We start from the raw sequence: 14249 nt of genomic DNA on the forward strand, positions 1-14249 counted from the left end.
GACACAAGAAGGATTGAGTTCAATCCCTAGTTTTAAGAAGGAGGTGTCCGAGATGCCAGGTCCAGGAAGTCTGATTATCATTGCTGTTATTGCTTTGCTCGTATTCGGTCCCAAGAAACTGCCTGAAATCGGGAAAGCCTTCGGTTCGTCATTGCGTGAATTCAAACATGCGACAAAAGGTCTTGTAGAAGACGACGATGTAAAAAAAGTTGAAGTTAAGAAAGAAGAACTGAAGTAAGTTAGGGTGTCTGTCCGATGATAGAAAAAAACTTAACAGTCATTGAGCATATAGATGAAATTAGAAAACGGCTGATGGTTATCGTCGTTTTCTTTGTTGTAGCTGTAGTGGGAGCCTTTTTTGTAGCAAAACCACTTATTCAGTTCCTGCAAAATGATGGAGAAGCACATAATATTGCCTTAAATGCTTTCAATGTACTTGACCCGATTATGATTTACGTGAAAGTGATTGTCTTTATCGCATTCATTGTCATTTCACCGGTTCTTATGTACCAATTATGGTCCTTTATCTCACCCGGATTGCATGAAACTGAGCGGCGCGCAACATTGAATTATATTCCGTTTACATTTTTCTTGTTTGTTGGTGGTATTGCGTTTTCGTATTTCGTTCTGCTACCTTATGTGATGAAATTCATGATGAATTTATCCACGGAGCTCGATATAACCCAGACAATCGGCATTAATGAGTATTTCTCGTTCCTTTTCCAACTGTTAATTCCATTCGGTATTGTTTTTCAGCTACCGGTAGTCTTGTTATTTTTAACAAGACTTGGTATTTTGGATCCGACGACACTTGTGAAGATACGGAAATATGCATACTTTGTTCTATTTGTAATTGCGGCGTTCATTACACCACCTGACTTGTTGTCTCATATGTTCGTTACAGTTCCATTGTTTGCGCTTTATGAAATTAGTATTTTCATTTCACGTTTTGGTCACAGAAAATACTTGAAGGCTGAACAGCAGCGACAATTCGAAGAGGCGAAAGCTGAACAACAACGTCAGATTGATGAAGTTAATGAGCGACAGCAGAAATGAAAAAAGTCTTCCACAACCCTAAGTAGGGATGTGGAAGACTTTTTTAGTGCATAAAGAAGATTATGGCTTGTTTCAAATCCTCTTGCCATTGTTGTATCTTCTCAATGTTTAAATTGAGGACAACGACAAATCCATTCATTAGTAAATGGGCAATCATTGGTGTCAGTATGCGTTTCGTCCGGTAATACAAGTAAGAGAATACGAAAGCGGGCATCATATAGATTAGAAGGTGTTCGAATTCATTATGAACAGCAGCAAACACTAAAGCACTGACAATGGCTGCAATCCAGAAATTCGTTTTTTGATAAACCCCTCCAAAGACAACCCTTCTGAAAATGATTTCTTCCAGGAATGGTGCGAATAGTACGATTGATAGGATGATGATTGGTGACACTTTCGCGATGTCGGAAAGGATTGCAGTGTTATCGGATCCTGGTTCTATTCCAATTGCAACCTCGATAGCACCAGCCAGCATTTGTCCACCCAATGCTAGAAAGAAGCCAATGAATCCCCAAAGAACCGAATTGCCAATGGAAGATTTTTTCCCTTTGAAAACTTGAAAGAAGTTTTTCTTCGGTACGATTAATACCAGGAAAATGATAGCTGCAATTAAGTTAACGGTGAAAAGAGTCCAAGAACTTGCCCGATATGCCATATCCTGTTTAGTGAATTGCTCATCCCAAGGAAAGTATAAGAATAAGCCCTCTGATAAAAAGATGCTGCTTACATGCATCAGGATGTAAGTGATTAATAAAGCGAGAGAGATTTTCCAATTCTTCATGTAACGCCACCCTTTCAACTGTGGTTGAGGTCAATTTTAGCTGTTTAGGGCGAGATAAGCAAAGAGAAAATGTTCGGAGTATTTCACTTGCAATATATGCAAATGTTCATTATGATTAGAAATGTATTAGCACTCATGTCTATCGAGTGCTAAAAGGGAGATATTATCTGAGGAGGTTGTTTCAATTGTTGAAACCATTAGGTGACCGTATTGTTATCGAGCTAATCGAGGCAGAAGAAAAAACGTCAAGCGGTATTGTTATACCGGACTCTGCAAAAGAAAAACCGCAAGAAGGTAAAGTTTTTGCTACAGGTACTGGACGCGTTCTTGAAAACGGACAACGTATCGAATTGGAAGTTAAAGAAGGAGATCGAATCCTCTTCTCAAAATATGCAGGCACTGAAATCAAACATGAAGGTAATGAATATCTGATCTTGCGTGAAAGTGACATTTTAGCGATCATTGGCTAATAGACTGATGCACAGCTCGTTTAAAAATACACGGAAAATCAGGAGGGTACTTATAAATGGCTAAACAAATTAAATTCAACGAAGACGCACGAAGCGCAATGCTACGTGGGGTCGATACATTGGCAAACGCTGTAAAAGTAACGCTTGGACCTAAAGGACGTAACGTCGTTCTTGAGAAAAAATTTGGTTCACCACTTATTACAAATGACGGTGTAACAATTGCACGTGAAATCGAACTTGAAGATGCGTTCGAAAACATGGGTGCAAAACTTGTGGCTGAAGTAGCGTCTAAAACAAACGAAATCGCTGGTGACGGTACAACAACTGCAACAGTTCTAGCGCAAGCAATGATCCGTGAAGGACTGAAAAACGTTACTGCAGGTGCTAACCCTGTCGGAATCCGTAAAGGAATCGAAAAAGCGGTTATAGCTGCTGTTGAAGGCCTTCAAGAAATCTCCAATGAAATCGAAGGAAAAGAAGAAATTGCACAAGTTGCATCTATTTCTTCTGGAGACGAAGAAGTTGGGAAACTCATTGCTGAAGCAATGGAGCGCGTTGGCAACGACGGTGTCATTACTATCGAAGAGTCAAAAGGCTTCACGACTGAACTAGATGTTGTTGAAGGAATGCAATTTGACCGCGGCTATGCTTCTGCTTACATGGCAACAGATACAGACAAAATGGAAGCAGTTTTGGACAATCCGTATATCTTGATCACAGATAAAAAGATTACGAATATCCAAGAAATTCTTCCTGTTCTTGAGCAAGTAGTTCAACAAGGTAAGCCACTTCTTATGATTGCAGAAGACGTTGAAGGCGAAGCGCTTGCAACACTTGTTGTGAACAAACTACGTGGTACATTCAATGCTGTTGCTGTTAAGGCGCCAGGCTTCGGAGATCGCCGTAAAGCGATGCTTGAAGACATTGCAACTTTAACTGGTGGGGAAGTTATCACTGAAGACCTAGGTCTTGATCTTAAATCAGCTGATATTTCACAACTTGGTCATGCAGTGAAAGTTGTTGTTACAAAAGACAATACGACAATCGTTGAAGGCAGCGGCAATTCAGATCTTATTCAAGCACGCGTTAACCAAATCCGTGTTCAACTTGAAGAATCAACTTCTGAATTCGATAAAGAGAAATTGCAGGAGCGTCTTGCTAAACTTGCAGGCGGCGTTGCAGTTATCAAAGTCGGAGCAGCTACTGAAACTGAACTTAAAGAACGTAAACTTCGCATCGAAGACGCATTGAACTCAACGCGTGCAGCTGTTGAAGAAGGTATCGTTTCTGGTGGTGGTACTGCTCTTGTAAACGTCTATAGCAAAGTAGCAACATTACTAGATTCTACTGAAGGCGATGTAGCTACAGGTATTAAAATCGTACTTCGTGCGCTTGAAGAGCCTGTACGTCAAATCGCTAACAACGCAGGTCTTGAAGGATCAATCGTTGTAGACCGTCTGAAACGCGAAGAAGTAGGAATTGGCTTCAACGCAGCAGAAGGTACATGGGTAAACATGATGGAAGCTGGAATCGTTGACCCGACTAAGGTTACACGTTATGCACTCCAAAACGCAGCATCTGTTGCAGCTATGTTCTTGACTACTGAAGCAGTAGTTGCGGATCTTCCTGAACCAGCAGGCGCAATGGGCGGCGGAATGCCTGACATGGGCGGTATGGGCGGCATGATGTAATTCTCTTCACAAGCTATCTTGTGAAGCTGTCTCGTTCATAATTAATTAGTATAGGAATAACCACTTCTCAGAAAATTGGAGAGGTGGTTATTTTTTATGCTTTAAAAATTAGTTTATCTAGATTGAACTATAGAATTCCATTCAATTCGCTACAGCGCTACTAGTTTTATTGGTGGTAGTGAGAAATTTATAACTAACCTATACTACATAAAGCCCTTGAAAACTCCTAATAGAGTTTCCAAGGGCACAAAGTTTTGTCATCATTAAATTCTCAATGTGATCAACCGTAAATCATACGGTTAAGGCGCGGAATGATATCACTTCCCGCTAAATAAATTGTTTATATAATTTTAATTGTCATTTTATTTTTCAAGTGAGTTAAATAAAGAATTGTAAGCTGTAACAACTTGTTGATAGTAACCGACTAAGTTGTCCCAAACCGTTGATTGAACAGCTTTTTTAGCAGGTTCTTTCGCAGTATCGTCACTATCAACAGGTGTTTCCGCTACATCTTTAGCAGGTTCTTCCGCAGCAACGTCACCATCCTCAGCAGTTTCTTTCGCAGTATCGTCACCATCAACAGGTGTTTCTGCTACAACCTCAGCAGTTTCTTCCGCAGCAACGTCACCATCAACAGGTGTTTCTGCTACATCTTCAGCAGGCACTTCCACAGCATCATCACCAACAACAGGTACTTCTACTGCATCCTCAGCAGTTTCTTCCGCTACATTGCCATCTTCATCTGGTAAGATCATACCAAGATGTTCTTGGATTAGGAAATCGTAGTAATCAATTAAACTTCCATAATTTTGTATGACTGATCTATATTCATTTATTTGCTCTTCTGTTATGATAGTACTATCAGTAGATTGGTCAGGTGACATAGTATCTTCATTGATATTATCGTCAGCTGGCTTTTCTTTTTCATTAGTTTCATTTGTTGACTCATCTTCATCAGCAGGCACCTCTGAAGGTTCCTCTTCAACTACAGTTTCCTCTCCAATTACAGGCAGATCAGTTGCATCGTCTTCAACTACAGGTAGATCAGTTGCTTCGTCTTCAATTACAGGTGCATCAGTTGCATCGTCTTCAACTACAGGTAGATCAGTTGCATCGTCTTCAACTACAGGTTCATCCGATGCATCGTCTTCAACAACAGGTAGATCAGTTGCATCGTCTTCAATTACAGGTGCATCCGTTGCATCCTCTTCAACAACAGGTAGATCAGTTGCATCGTCTTCAACTACAGGTTCATCCGATGCATCCTCTTCAACGACAGGTAGATCAGTTACTTCGTCTTCAATTACAGGTGCATCCGTTGTTTCGTCTTCAACAACAGGTAGATCAGTTGCATCGTCTTCAATTATAGGTAGATCAGTTGCATCGTCTTCAATTACAGGTGCATCCGTTGCATCGTCTTCAACAACAGGTAGATCAGTTGCATCGTCTTCAATTACAGGTGCATCCGTTGCATCGTCTTCAACAACAGGTAGATCAGTTGCTTCGTCTTCAACTACAGGTGCATCCGTTGCATCCTCTTCAACGACAGGTAGATCAGTTACTTCGTCTTCAATTACAGGTGCATCCGTTGCATCCTCTTCAACAACAGGTAGATCAGTTGCTGCGTCTTCATCTGTAAGATTATCCGAATCATCATCTTCATTCGGTGCGATTTCCTGCAAATTTTGATTTGCAATTGTACGCATTATTTTTCCTTTTTCAGGTGAACCCGGAATGCTTGATGCAAAAGATGAAACCTCTGCACCGTGATTTTTAAACGCTGTTTCCTCACCATTTTCAGCTCCTAAAGCCGAGCCACCTGCTCCGAAAATAGCAGCTGTTATCATTGAGGTTGACATTACAAACGGCAAAATCTTCTTGTTCGTGCTTTTCCCTTTTTGATTAGTTTCTTTAACCAAGAATCATCAAACTCCCTTTAATTGAATTTTTTAATCTCGACTACTAAATAAGAAATTGAAATAACACTCATTCTATTAAGCCGTTATGTACATCTACCTCCTTCACAAGCCAGAGCCTAAAATCAGGGTCAGTTTTTTAAATATCCGTTATGAAGTTTTTCAAATGAATAAATTTAGCAGTGCCCCTTCTGCTTATTAACAACAATAACAAAAGGAAATAACAAGAGTGTAACGAACAAGTAACAATTTTCCATGGAAATATTAACCCTTGTCATAAATGAAAAACACTCCAGGAGTCCTAACTCATAATTGACCAGAGACTAAAAAGAGGGCCTATTCTAATAGACCCGCCCTCTTAATCCAGTTTATTCCTTTCTTGAAAGGCATCGTTATAGTGCGATACAAACGTATCATATTACTTTTTGGACATCATTATTGAATGGTCTAAACGATCTAACGTTGATCAATTTCAAATATTACATTCAGAAATGTAAGAAGTAGTATAACTGAAAAAGTTATGAATGAATGGCTCTACCCCAGTTATATTAAAGGTTAAGTAATGATTCATCTACGCATGGTCATATTATTGGTCATAAGCGCAACAAAATCACTTAAAAGTAAGTCGAAAAATACTCCCACCATTTACGATTACTCTACTATAGGTAAGCATCTACTCAACCCTTCATTTGTTTATCAATGATTAAGTATTCACTCTAACGTTCTCAAACTACCTTAATGGAAATGCTAATAATAATACCTACATTTCATTATTATGCTTACATTGATTCAAGCAAAAAGTTTTTTCATCGACCCCCACAAAAAGAGAGTCCCATACGAATAACTGGTATGTCCACAAAAGGACAAAAAATGTTGAGGTGATTTATAATGCAGAAGAAGTGGAAACAAACTGGAGCAGTATTGCTAATTGCAGGATTAACAGTAACTGGAACAAGCTATGCGTGGGCGGATGAAAAAGCGAATGAACCAATAGATCTTAGTCAACTCGGAAAAAATTCGACTACTAATGTAGTGGAAGATCCAACTGGAAAACTGGAATTGCCAAAAGTGGAAAGTGTTAGTAAAGAAGATGAAACAGACAAAGAAGTAAAAGAAGTAAATGAAGATAAAGCAACAGAAATAGAGGAAAGTGTGCTTCTAGAAATTCCAGAAGGATATACTGCTGGAAATCTAGTTGCGCTTGGAAAAGCCTATGAAAAGGTTCAAAATCCAACCGCAAAAGCATCTATTAAACGTAATATGGAGCGTTCCATTGAAAAATGGGAGAATAAGCAGTTGGAAACTGAAACTCCTGAGCAAGAAGAAACCGAAACTCCTGAGCAGCCAGAGGTAACAGAAGAAGCAGATAAGCAAGAAGCGCCGTTAAAGGAAGACAAACCTGCTAAAGTGAAACAGGAAAAAGCTCCTCAGGCAGTATTGAATGCACAGCACAAAGAACAAAGACAAGAATTGAAAGCAAATCAAAAAGTAGAGCGTGAAGCTTTAAAAACTGAGCGTAAAGCGGATAAAGAACAACAAAAGCAAGCGAAAAAAGAAAAGAAGAACTAATTAGTCCTAGTAAACTTCTTTTCATTTTCCGTTGCACCCATTAATATCAAAAGCAATCGGATCTAATGGGAACGGAGGGGTATCTATGCTTTTGTCTATCATGCAAGGAGTATTCAATAAGAAGTCTGATACAGCATTGAATGAGCTTGTATTGAAGGCAAAGAGAGGCGATAAGAAGGTCATGAATGACCTTCTTATCGCATTTACTCCGTTCATGAAAAAAACGGCTTCTTTCGTATGCAAACGATTCGTTGATGAGCATGATGACGAATTTAGTATTGCTATGAGTGGCTTTCATGAAGCGGTATTACAATTCAGTCCGGGAGAAAATTCATCATTGACGACATTTTCACATTTGATAATAAAGAGGAGACTCTTTGATCATTTTCGAAAAGAGGCAACGAGAAACGACGCCATTCATTTAGTAAAAGCTGAGGATGAAACTACAGGTTCAGATGCACAACATTACGTATTTGAGCAATCGTCGATTGCATCCTACTCGAGAGAACAACAAGCAGCAGAACGTCGTGAAGAGATTATGGAATATACCAAACTTCTAAAGGACTATGGTTTATCATTCCATGAGCTTGCTATGTCATCTCCAAAACATGCAGATTCAAGGAAGACAGCTATTCATATTGCGCAAATCATCGCTGAAACACCTGAATTCTATACTTATCTTATGGCAAACAAAAGGTTGCCGATGAAAGAACTTGAAACGACTGTCGAGGTTTCAAGAAAGACGATAGAACGACATAGAAGGCATATAATCGCAGTTACGTTATTGCTCAATAGTCAATTCATGTACATAAAGGAATATATAAAAGGGGAACTTATATGATGCGGACATACAGAGGCATTGTTTGCGACAAAAAAAATAAATATACTGTGTTCCTGACGGATAAAGGTGATTTTCTACGAGGAATTCCAATTGGTGAAACACCGGATATTGGAGATGAAGTCGATTTTCAGCTGGTTTCTACGCCTTCTCTATTTAGTAGAAAAGTGAAGCCACGATTCGTTGGAGCAGTCATGATTGCTGCAGTGCTTCTCTTTTCCATCGTAGCATCTTTAATTCCTATGAATGATAAAGTGATGGCGTACGTTCAATTGGAAACGGACTTGGCATTGGAGTTGGGGGTCAACCAGAAAGGAAAGGTTATTTCCTTACGTTATCTGAACGAAACGCTTGCTGAACCTGAAAATAGTCTTGCTGAGTGGAAGGGGTATCCTATCCGTATAGTGTTGGACACTGCCGTGAAGGAATTATCGACAGGGACCAGTGGTGTGCAAGTAATTATTACAACAATCTTCCCAAATGCCAAAAGCCAACATAAGGTGCAAGGAATTGTTGGGAGCGCGGTCCGGGAAGTACGAAGTGCACATAAAGAATTGACGTGGGAAGTTGCTGACAGCACGGCGGTGGAAAGAGCGATGGCGAATAAGCATGAAATGTCCATTCACAAATTCAAAGTGAGTCAACAAGGTCCTCCGATGAATGAAGAGAAGCCGTCTACGGAAATCGATCCCCATAAGAAAACAAATACAATGAATCAGCAAAGAGAAAAAGATACTCACAAAAATCCGGGTCTGCAATCGGAACCTACTTTGCCGTCTAACCAGAAAAACAATGTGAATGAAAAATCGAAGGAATCAAATGAACTTAATGAACCAAAACTGAAGCAACCTGAGACAAAATCGAATAAAGTGCAGGAAGAAAAGTTTAAGTATTCCCCGACAGAGAAGGGGAAATTAACTAACCCAGCACCGAAAAATAGTAACCCCAACAATGAAAATCAAAAACCAGTTCCAAAACACCCTAAGGGAAATCCGAATCAGCAGAAGCTGCCGGAAACCGGTAATAGTCATGGAAAACAAGAACGACCATTAGTCGGGAACGGTGAGAAATAGCCTTACTGTTGATCTTTCTAATCGCAAAGCCAGTGGATAACTTTTTCCTCTGGCTTGTTTTATTATTATCATGTCAAAGATATTAGATAGTCCATGAATACTTTTACTAATTCCGTTATTCGTACAACGGGAAAACGGAATTAGTTCTATAACTCTTTTAAACAACTTCCTCAAATCACGTTTAACTTACGAAATATAGTGAATGGTAAGGTTGTTGATACTTTACAAGAGGGAGAGTGTGAAAATGAAAAAATGGTTAGTAGTACTTTCAGTATTTGTTCTTGCTATGGTCCTTGCAGCGTGCGGTGATGGTAAAGATAAAGATGACCCGGCTCCATCCACCGAAACTGACGGGAAGGATGCGGAAGAGGCGAGTGATAAAGAATTATCCTTCGCTTCTGCGGTTTTGATGAATAGTGAAGGAAAGTCGGTTGGCACAGCGGAATTGACTGAAGAAGATAACGGTGTACGAGTAAAGGTGAAAGCGACGGACTTGCCCGAAGGTCCCCACGGATATCACTTTCATGAGGCAGGGAAATGTGAAGCCCCAGATTTTGAATCAGCGGGAGGACATTTCAACCCGACTGGTGCCAGCCATGGACTGGTAGAGAAAGAAGGACCGCATGCGGGCGATTTACCTAATCTAGAAGTCGGTGCGGATGGAACAGTAGAGGATGAGTTTTTGGCTGAGCATGTCACGCTGGAAAGCGGGAAAGATAATTCCTTGTTACAAGTTGGCGGGACAGCCCTAGTCATCCACGCGGGAGCGGACGATGGGAAAACTCAGCCATCCGGTGATTCCGGAGATCGTATTGCGTGTGGAATTGTGGAATAAAAATAAATAATATTACGTCGAACACCTTTTTTACGGGGATGAATCCGTGGGAAAGGTGTTTTTTCGAATGTATTCGAGTGCGAAACTGATTACAAGGTAGGTATGTTCTCATAACAGCAATCATAGTATCAATGTAATTGTGTGTAATCATCAATGAGGAAGATTGAGTGTGAGTTTCGGTGTTGTAAGAGATAAGGCAGAGCGGGTATCACTATAAAGAGAATTTGAAAAAATCTCTTGTTCACAATTCGCTGAATCTATTGTACAATTTATAGACTACTAATTTTGGAGGGAAATTTTGGTGAAATTTAAAAAAATTGGGGTCATATTAAGCTCTTCTGCTTTAACATTTGGGATGTTCGCGTCTGTTGCCAATGCTTCAACCACAACGATTGGACAACCTGCCAAAGTACAAATTCAAGTTGCTTCAACGGAAACAGTTTTTTCGAAAAATGATTTAATTAAGAGGTTTCGTACTTTGTTCCCCGATCAGTTTGATTTTTTATCGAATAGTGATTTTCGTGTGGAAAATAGTTTCTTTTATCCTGAAGATGATACGTTACGTTATGGCCTATCCTTCTTTAAGACAATTGATGGTAAGCAAGTAAATGGTAATATTGGATTTGTTGGAGAGAATTTAGAAATTGAGCAATTTTATTATCAACCTTCTAATGAAGCAGAAGCTTTATTTCCCGCCAAGGTCTCAAAAGAGGAGGCTAAGAAAATAGCCACTGATTTTATCAAGAATATTCTGGGTGGAGATGATTTTCAATTAGAAACGGATATCTATAACTATTATCCAAATCAAATGCTAACTGAACCAATACGTTACTCATTCTCTTTTGCCCGGACGGAAAATCAAGTATCCATATCTAATCAAACAATAGGAGTATCTGTTCTTGGCAATGGTGAAGTTGTTAGTTTTCACAGAAATCCTGTGGAGTTGGAAACGTCTACCTTTGATGATCTAAAACAAGTACTTGATAAAAATGAAGTTTTAAAGAAAGTAAAAGAAAATCTTGCCGTAGATTTGCAATATCATATTGATACGGATTATCGAACGGGTGATCGCCAAGTTCAGCTTGTTTACCAGCCAATAACTAAATTACAGGGGGTTAACGCACTATCAGGTAAGTGGTTGACTGCAGACGGGTACTCAGCGGATTTTCCAGGGAAAACAAAAATTGAAAAAGTTACAGCTGATTCACTACCGGCAAAACAGAATGGAATTACTTTAGAAGAAGCAAAGAAAATTGCTGAACAATTACTTGCCATAAAATCAGATAAGGTTAAGCTAAATATTCAATCTATCGATGAAATAGAAAACCAAAACGGACAGGCAGTTATTAGCATTCAGTATATGTATGAATATGCGAATGGTGGAACTGGAACGAATTTGGAATTAGATAAAAATACGGGTGAGATTATTCAATACAGTGATATAAAAAGTGACATGCTAGAACGAACTGAAGGCAAACCTGAAAAAGAGAAAGCTTTGTCCCAGAAGGAAGCCCTCGCTCAAGCAGTGAAATATATTAAGGAATGGGCTCCGTCTAATGCACATCACTATGCTATGCCTATAGAGGAAGCACATTTTGTAGAGAGACAAGGTACTTATTACTTTTCTTTCCCGAGAATTGTAAATGGAATCACAGTGATGGGTGATCAAATTGGTGTAAGTATAGCCAGCGATGGTTCTTTAAACAGTCTTAATGTCAGTTATCAAGAGATGGAAAAATGGCCATCAATTAATGAAGTTATTACTGAAGAAGATGCGATTGCTACCTTGAAAGAAGCACTAAGCCTAAAACTTAATTATATGAAGCAAGGGAACAACAAAGATAATCATCACTACGATTTAGTCTATTCACCTGTTTTTAATGATGCAGACCTTAGTTTTTTAAATGCTAAGACGGGAGAATGGGGTAGCTTGTATGGTGGCGGAAATTCAACCGCCATTTCACATCCTTGGGCAGAAGAGGAACTTAATTATCTTATTAATGCCAAAATCTTAGACATTAAAGATACTAAAAACTTTAATGGTGATGCCTCTGTATCAAAAGGGGAAGCGATAAAAATCATCATGAGTTCACTTACTTACATTTATTCCGGCAGGGATTATGGAGGAAATGAAAATACGAATCAGACTTTTGATAATATAGATTCCAAACACCCGCTCTATCAATCGGTCGAACGTGCCGTTGAAATGGGCATTATTAAAGGAGACAGTCAGAGCTTTGATATGGATGCACCCGTCAAAAGAGAAGAATTGGCAGCTTGGTATATTCGCGCTCTAGGTCTTGAGCAAGCAGCTAAGCAAAGCAGTATCTATAAACTTGATATTGTTGATGCAAATAAGGTACAAACAGAATACACAGGCTATGTAGCCTTGGCAACATCACTGGGATTATTAAAGATTGACCAAAATCACTTTAACCCTGAACGAGAAGCGACGTATGCCGAGTTAGCAGTTTCAATTATTAAATTAGCTCGAGAAATGACTGAAAAAGGCAGGGGCCTGAATTATTGAAATGTAAGGATATAACTATTTAATAACCCTCCGCCGTATGAGAACTCAAACGGTGGAGGGGTTTAGTTTGTCTAATCTATTACCAATTTCTTCAGTTGGTAACACCTGTTTTAAATGATGTATAACACCGATTACGGATTATCACCGACTAAAATCGTAGCAATCATCGTATTGGTTACTCCCCTAACTATGGAAATACTATTATCATTCTGATTTGCCAACATCGATGTAAGAAAGCCTTTATCTATCAATTTTTTAGATGGCTATAAGGTCAATCGTGATCATATTCCTTATTTAAAAGGGATCCTACCTTTAATTTGCAAAGGTAGGATCGTTTTTTTTTGCTTCAACTATTATCGAAAGCGTAAAAATCAATTGCTTGATCCATTAAGGCTATAAACTATTTGATTTTCGTCGCATAATCGCTCTTTGGATCGAATTTTTAGTGTATTTATATTCTGATGGAAATAAAAACCCCTTTACATTGTTGAAATGAAAGGGGCTACAGAAAAAAAGTTTTGTACTCTTCCTTTTGACCTTATTTTTTACGGTCAGTTGTTTACGAAATAGTTATACCAGCACTTGCAGTACCTATAACAGTAGCGGCCAAAGGAGCACCAGATACTGAGAATACCATTAGCAATCGATCGCCTACCGATACCGGTACGGGTGCGAAACTCGCTGATCCACTAAGTGTAGTGCCTACTGTCAAGAGATCTGTTAGAGTTGGGGCTAAATCTACACTTATACCTGTAGGACTGAAGGTATTACTTCCAGCAGGTGCGCGATAGACTTGTGCATTGACAGTTGCAGTTGTTGCAACACTCAATGCAGTAGTTATTGTATAAGCAGCGGAAATAGCCGTTAAGCTACCTGCCCGTGGAACTGAAAAGGCTTCATTTATCAAACCTGTCAAGTCTATCGTGGTGCCAAGAACGACAGGGCTCGGAATGGCAGTGCCAAATCCAATGAAAAAGGGGATACCAGCTAATCCACCTACGAGAGAAGTCAATGCAACAGGTACTAGTCCAGAAGCGAATGGAATAATCGAACCAGTGTCAACTGTTGGGATTATACAAGCTGCATCAATAGCTCTGAATGGACCCAAATTACAATTGACTTGCCCAGTATCGACCCGGAAGCAACCAGAACTTCCGTGACGAGATCCACCAGATCCACCACATCCACTACATCCATGAAGTTTAAAATTATTAGAATTCATTTTAACACCTCCTTTCTCTGTTATCCTATTCAAAACAATTGCAGGGCGGACGGGCAATTAACTAATCGTTAATAATAGTTTTTAACTCATCCTAGCGTAATGTAGATTATTTGGATCAACTGTGTAGCTTTCGAAGCGCTACAGCTAGCTAAATTCCGCTGACCTTCTTACTAGATTTAAAAAAATAGCCATTCTGACACTAAGTCAGAATGGCTATTTTAAATGGGGTATATAATATGCCGAATACAGGAAATTAATCTGACTAGCA

Annotated in this window: 12 protein-coding genes; 9 read left to right on the forward strand and 3 right to left on the reverse strand. The window is 39.3% G+C overall.

The window, feature by feature from the left end; translation table 11 throughout:
• The first annotated feature begins 52 nt into the window (after positions 1-52).
• Positions 53-238 carry a twin-arginine translocase TatA/TatE family subunit gene (locus ACGLYD_RS22050; RefSeq protein ID WP_187046559.1) on the forward strand — a complete coding sequence of 62 codons (186 nt, stop codon included), beginning with the start codon at positions 53-55 and terminating at the stop codon, positions 236-238.
• 17 nt (positions 239-255) lie between these two features.
• Positions 256-1056 carry a twin-arginine translocase subunit TatC gene (tatC, locus tag ACGLYD_RS22055; RefSeq protein WP_187046560.1) on the forward strand — a complete coding sequence of 267 codons (801 nt, stop codon included), beginning with the start codon at positions 256-258 and terminating at the stop codon, positions 1054-1056.
• Between the two features lie 43 nt (positions 1057-1099).
• Here tatC and ACGLYD_RS22060 read toward each other — a convergent pair whose 3' ends face one another.
• Positions 1100-1837, reverse strand: coding sequence for a CPBP family intramembrane glutamic endopeptidase (locus ACGLYD_RS22060; protein ID WP_222618001.1), 738 nt, complete (start codon positions 1835-1837; stop codon positions 1100-1102).
• 185 nt (positions 1838-2022) lie between these two features.
• Between ACGLYD_RS22060 and groES the strand changes: the two genes are divergently transcribed.
• Positions 2023-2307, forward strand: coding sequence for a co-chaperone GroES (gene groES, locus ACGLYD_RS22065; RefSeq protein ID WP_067205358.1), 285 nt, complete (start codon positions 2023-2025; stop codon positions 2305-2307).
• A gap of 56 nt (positions 2308-2363) precedes the next feature.
• On the forward strand, positions 2364-3998 hold the full coding sequence (gene groL, locus ACGLYD_RS22070; RefSeq protein WP_399630561.1) for a chaperonin GroEL: 1635 nt from the start codon (positions 2364-2366) through the stop codon (positions 3996-3998).
• A 362-nt stretch (positions 3999-4360) separates the two neighbouring features.
• Here the strand turns inward: groL and ACGLYD_RS22075 are convergent, their stop codons facing one another.
• Positions 4361-5917, reverse strand: a complete 1557-nt coding sequence (locus ACGLYD_RS22075; protein WP_399630564.1) for a hypothetical protein — start codon at positions 5915-5917, stop codon at positions 4361-4363.
• Between the two features lie 885 nt (positions 5918-6802).
• On the opposite strand from ACGLYD_RS22075, the gene ACGLYD_RS22080 reads away from it, so the two are divergent.
• The 5 genes from ACGLYD_RS22080 to ACGLYD_RS22100 all read left to right on the forward strand — a co-directional run bounded on the left by ACGLYD_RS22080 (position 6803) and on the right by ACGLYD_RS22100 (position 12759).
• Entirely contained in the window at positions 6803-7483 is a 681-nt protein-coding gene (locus ACGLYD_RS22080) for a hypothetical protein (protein WP_399630567.1), read from the forward strand.
• Between the two features lie 85 nt (positions 7484-7568).
• Positions 7569-8324: an RNA polymerase sigma-I factor gene (gene sigI / locus ACGLYD_RS22085; RefSeq protein ID WP_399630568.1), complete on the forward strand. Its 756-nt coding sequence runs from the start codon at positions 7569-7571 to the stop codon at positions 8322-8324.
• A complete protein-coding gene (locus ACGLYD_RS22090) occupies positions 8321-9394 on the forward strand; it encodes an anti-sigma factor domain-containing protein (RefSeq protein ID WP_399630571.1) in 1074 nt (357 codons plus the stop codon). The genes sigI and ACGLYD_RS22090 overlap by 4 nt, the downstream gene beginning before the upstream one ends.
• A 244-nt stretch (positions 9395-9638) precedes the next feature.
• On the forward strand, positions 9639-10229 hold the full coding sequence (locus tag ACGLYD_RS22095; protein WP_399630573.1) for a superoxide dismutase family protein: 591 nt from the start codon (positions 9639-9641) through the stop codon (positions 10227-10229).
• A 301-nt stretch (positions 10230-10530) separates the two neighbouring features.
• A complete protein-coding gene (locus ACGLYD_RS22100; RefSeq protein ID WP_399630576.1) occupies positions 10531-12759 on the forward strand; it encodes a YcdB/YcdC domain-containing protein in 2229 nt (742 codons plus the stop codon).
• Between the two features lie 559 nt (positions 12760-13318).
• Here the strand turns inward: ACGLYD_RS22100 and ACGLYD_RS22105 are convergent.
• A complete protein-coding gene (locus ACGLYD_RS22105) occupies positions 13319-13981 on the reverse strand; it encodes an exosporium glycoprotein BclB-related protein (protein WP_338653705.1) in 663 nt (220 codons plus the stop codon).
• Positions 13982-14249: the final 268 nt, after the last annotated feature.

Source organism: Sporosarcina sp. SG10008 (assembly GCF_044569405.1).
Taxonomy (GTDB): Bacteria; Bacillota; Bacilli; order Bacillales_A; family Planococcaceae; genus Sporosarcina; species Sporosarcina psychrophila.

Excerpts from the sequence above, each read along its gene's own strand:
- ACGLYD_RS22050 (WP_187046559.1), top strand. The coding sequence starts at position 53 with ATGCCAGGTCCAGGAAGTCTGATTATCATTGCTGTTATTGCTTTGCTC.
- tatC (WP_187046560.1), top strand. The coding sequence starts at position 256 with ATGATAGAAAAAAACTTAACAGTCATTGAGCATATAGATGAAATTAGA.
- ACGLYD_RS22060 (WP_222618001.1), bottom strand. The coding sequence starts at position 1,837 with ATGAAGAATTGGAAAATCTCTCTCGCTTTATTAATCACTTACATCCTG.
- groL (WP_399630561.1), top strand. The coding sequence starts at position 2,364 with ATGGCTAAACAAATTAAATTCAACGAAGACGCACGAAGCGCAATGCTA.
- ACGLYD_RS22080 (WP_399630567.1), top strand. The coding sequence starts at position 6,803 with ATGCAGAAGAAGTGGAAACAAACTGGAGCAGTATTGCTAATTGCAGGA.
- sigI (WP_399630568.1), top strand. The coding sequence starts at position 7,569 with ATGCTTTTGTCTATCATGCAAGGAGTATTCAATAAGAAGTCTGATACA.
- ACGLYD_RS22090 (WP_399630571.1), top strand. The coding sequence starts at position 8,321 with ATGATGCGGACATACAGAGGCATTGTTTGCGACAAAAAAAATAAATAT.
- ACGLYD_RS22095 (WP_399630573.1), top strand. The coding sequence starts at position 9,639 with ATGAAAAAATGGTTAGTAGTACTTTCAGTATTTGTTCTTGCTATGGTC.
- ACGLYD_RS22105 (WP_338653705.1), bottom strand. The coding sequence starts at position 13,981 with ATGAATTCTAATAATTTTAAACTTCATGGATGTAGTGGATGTGGTGGA.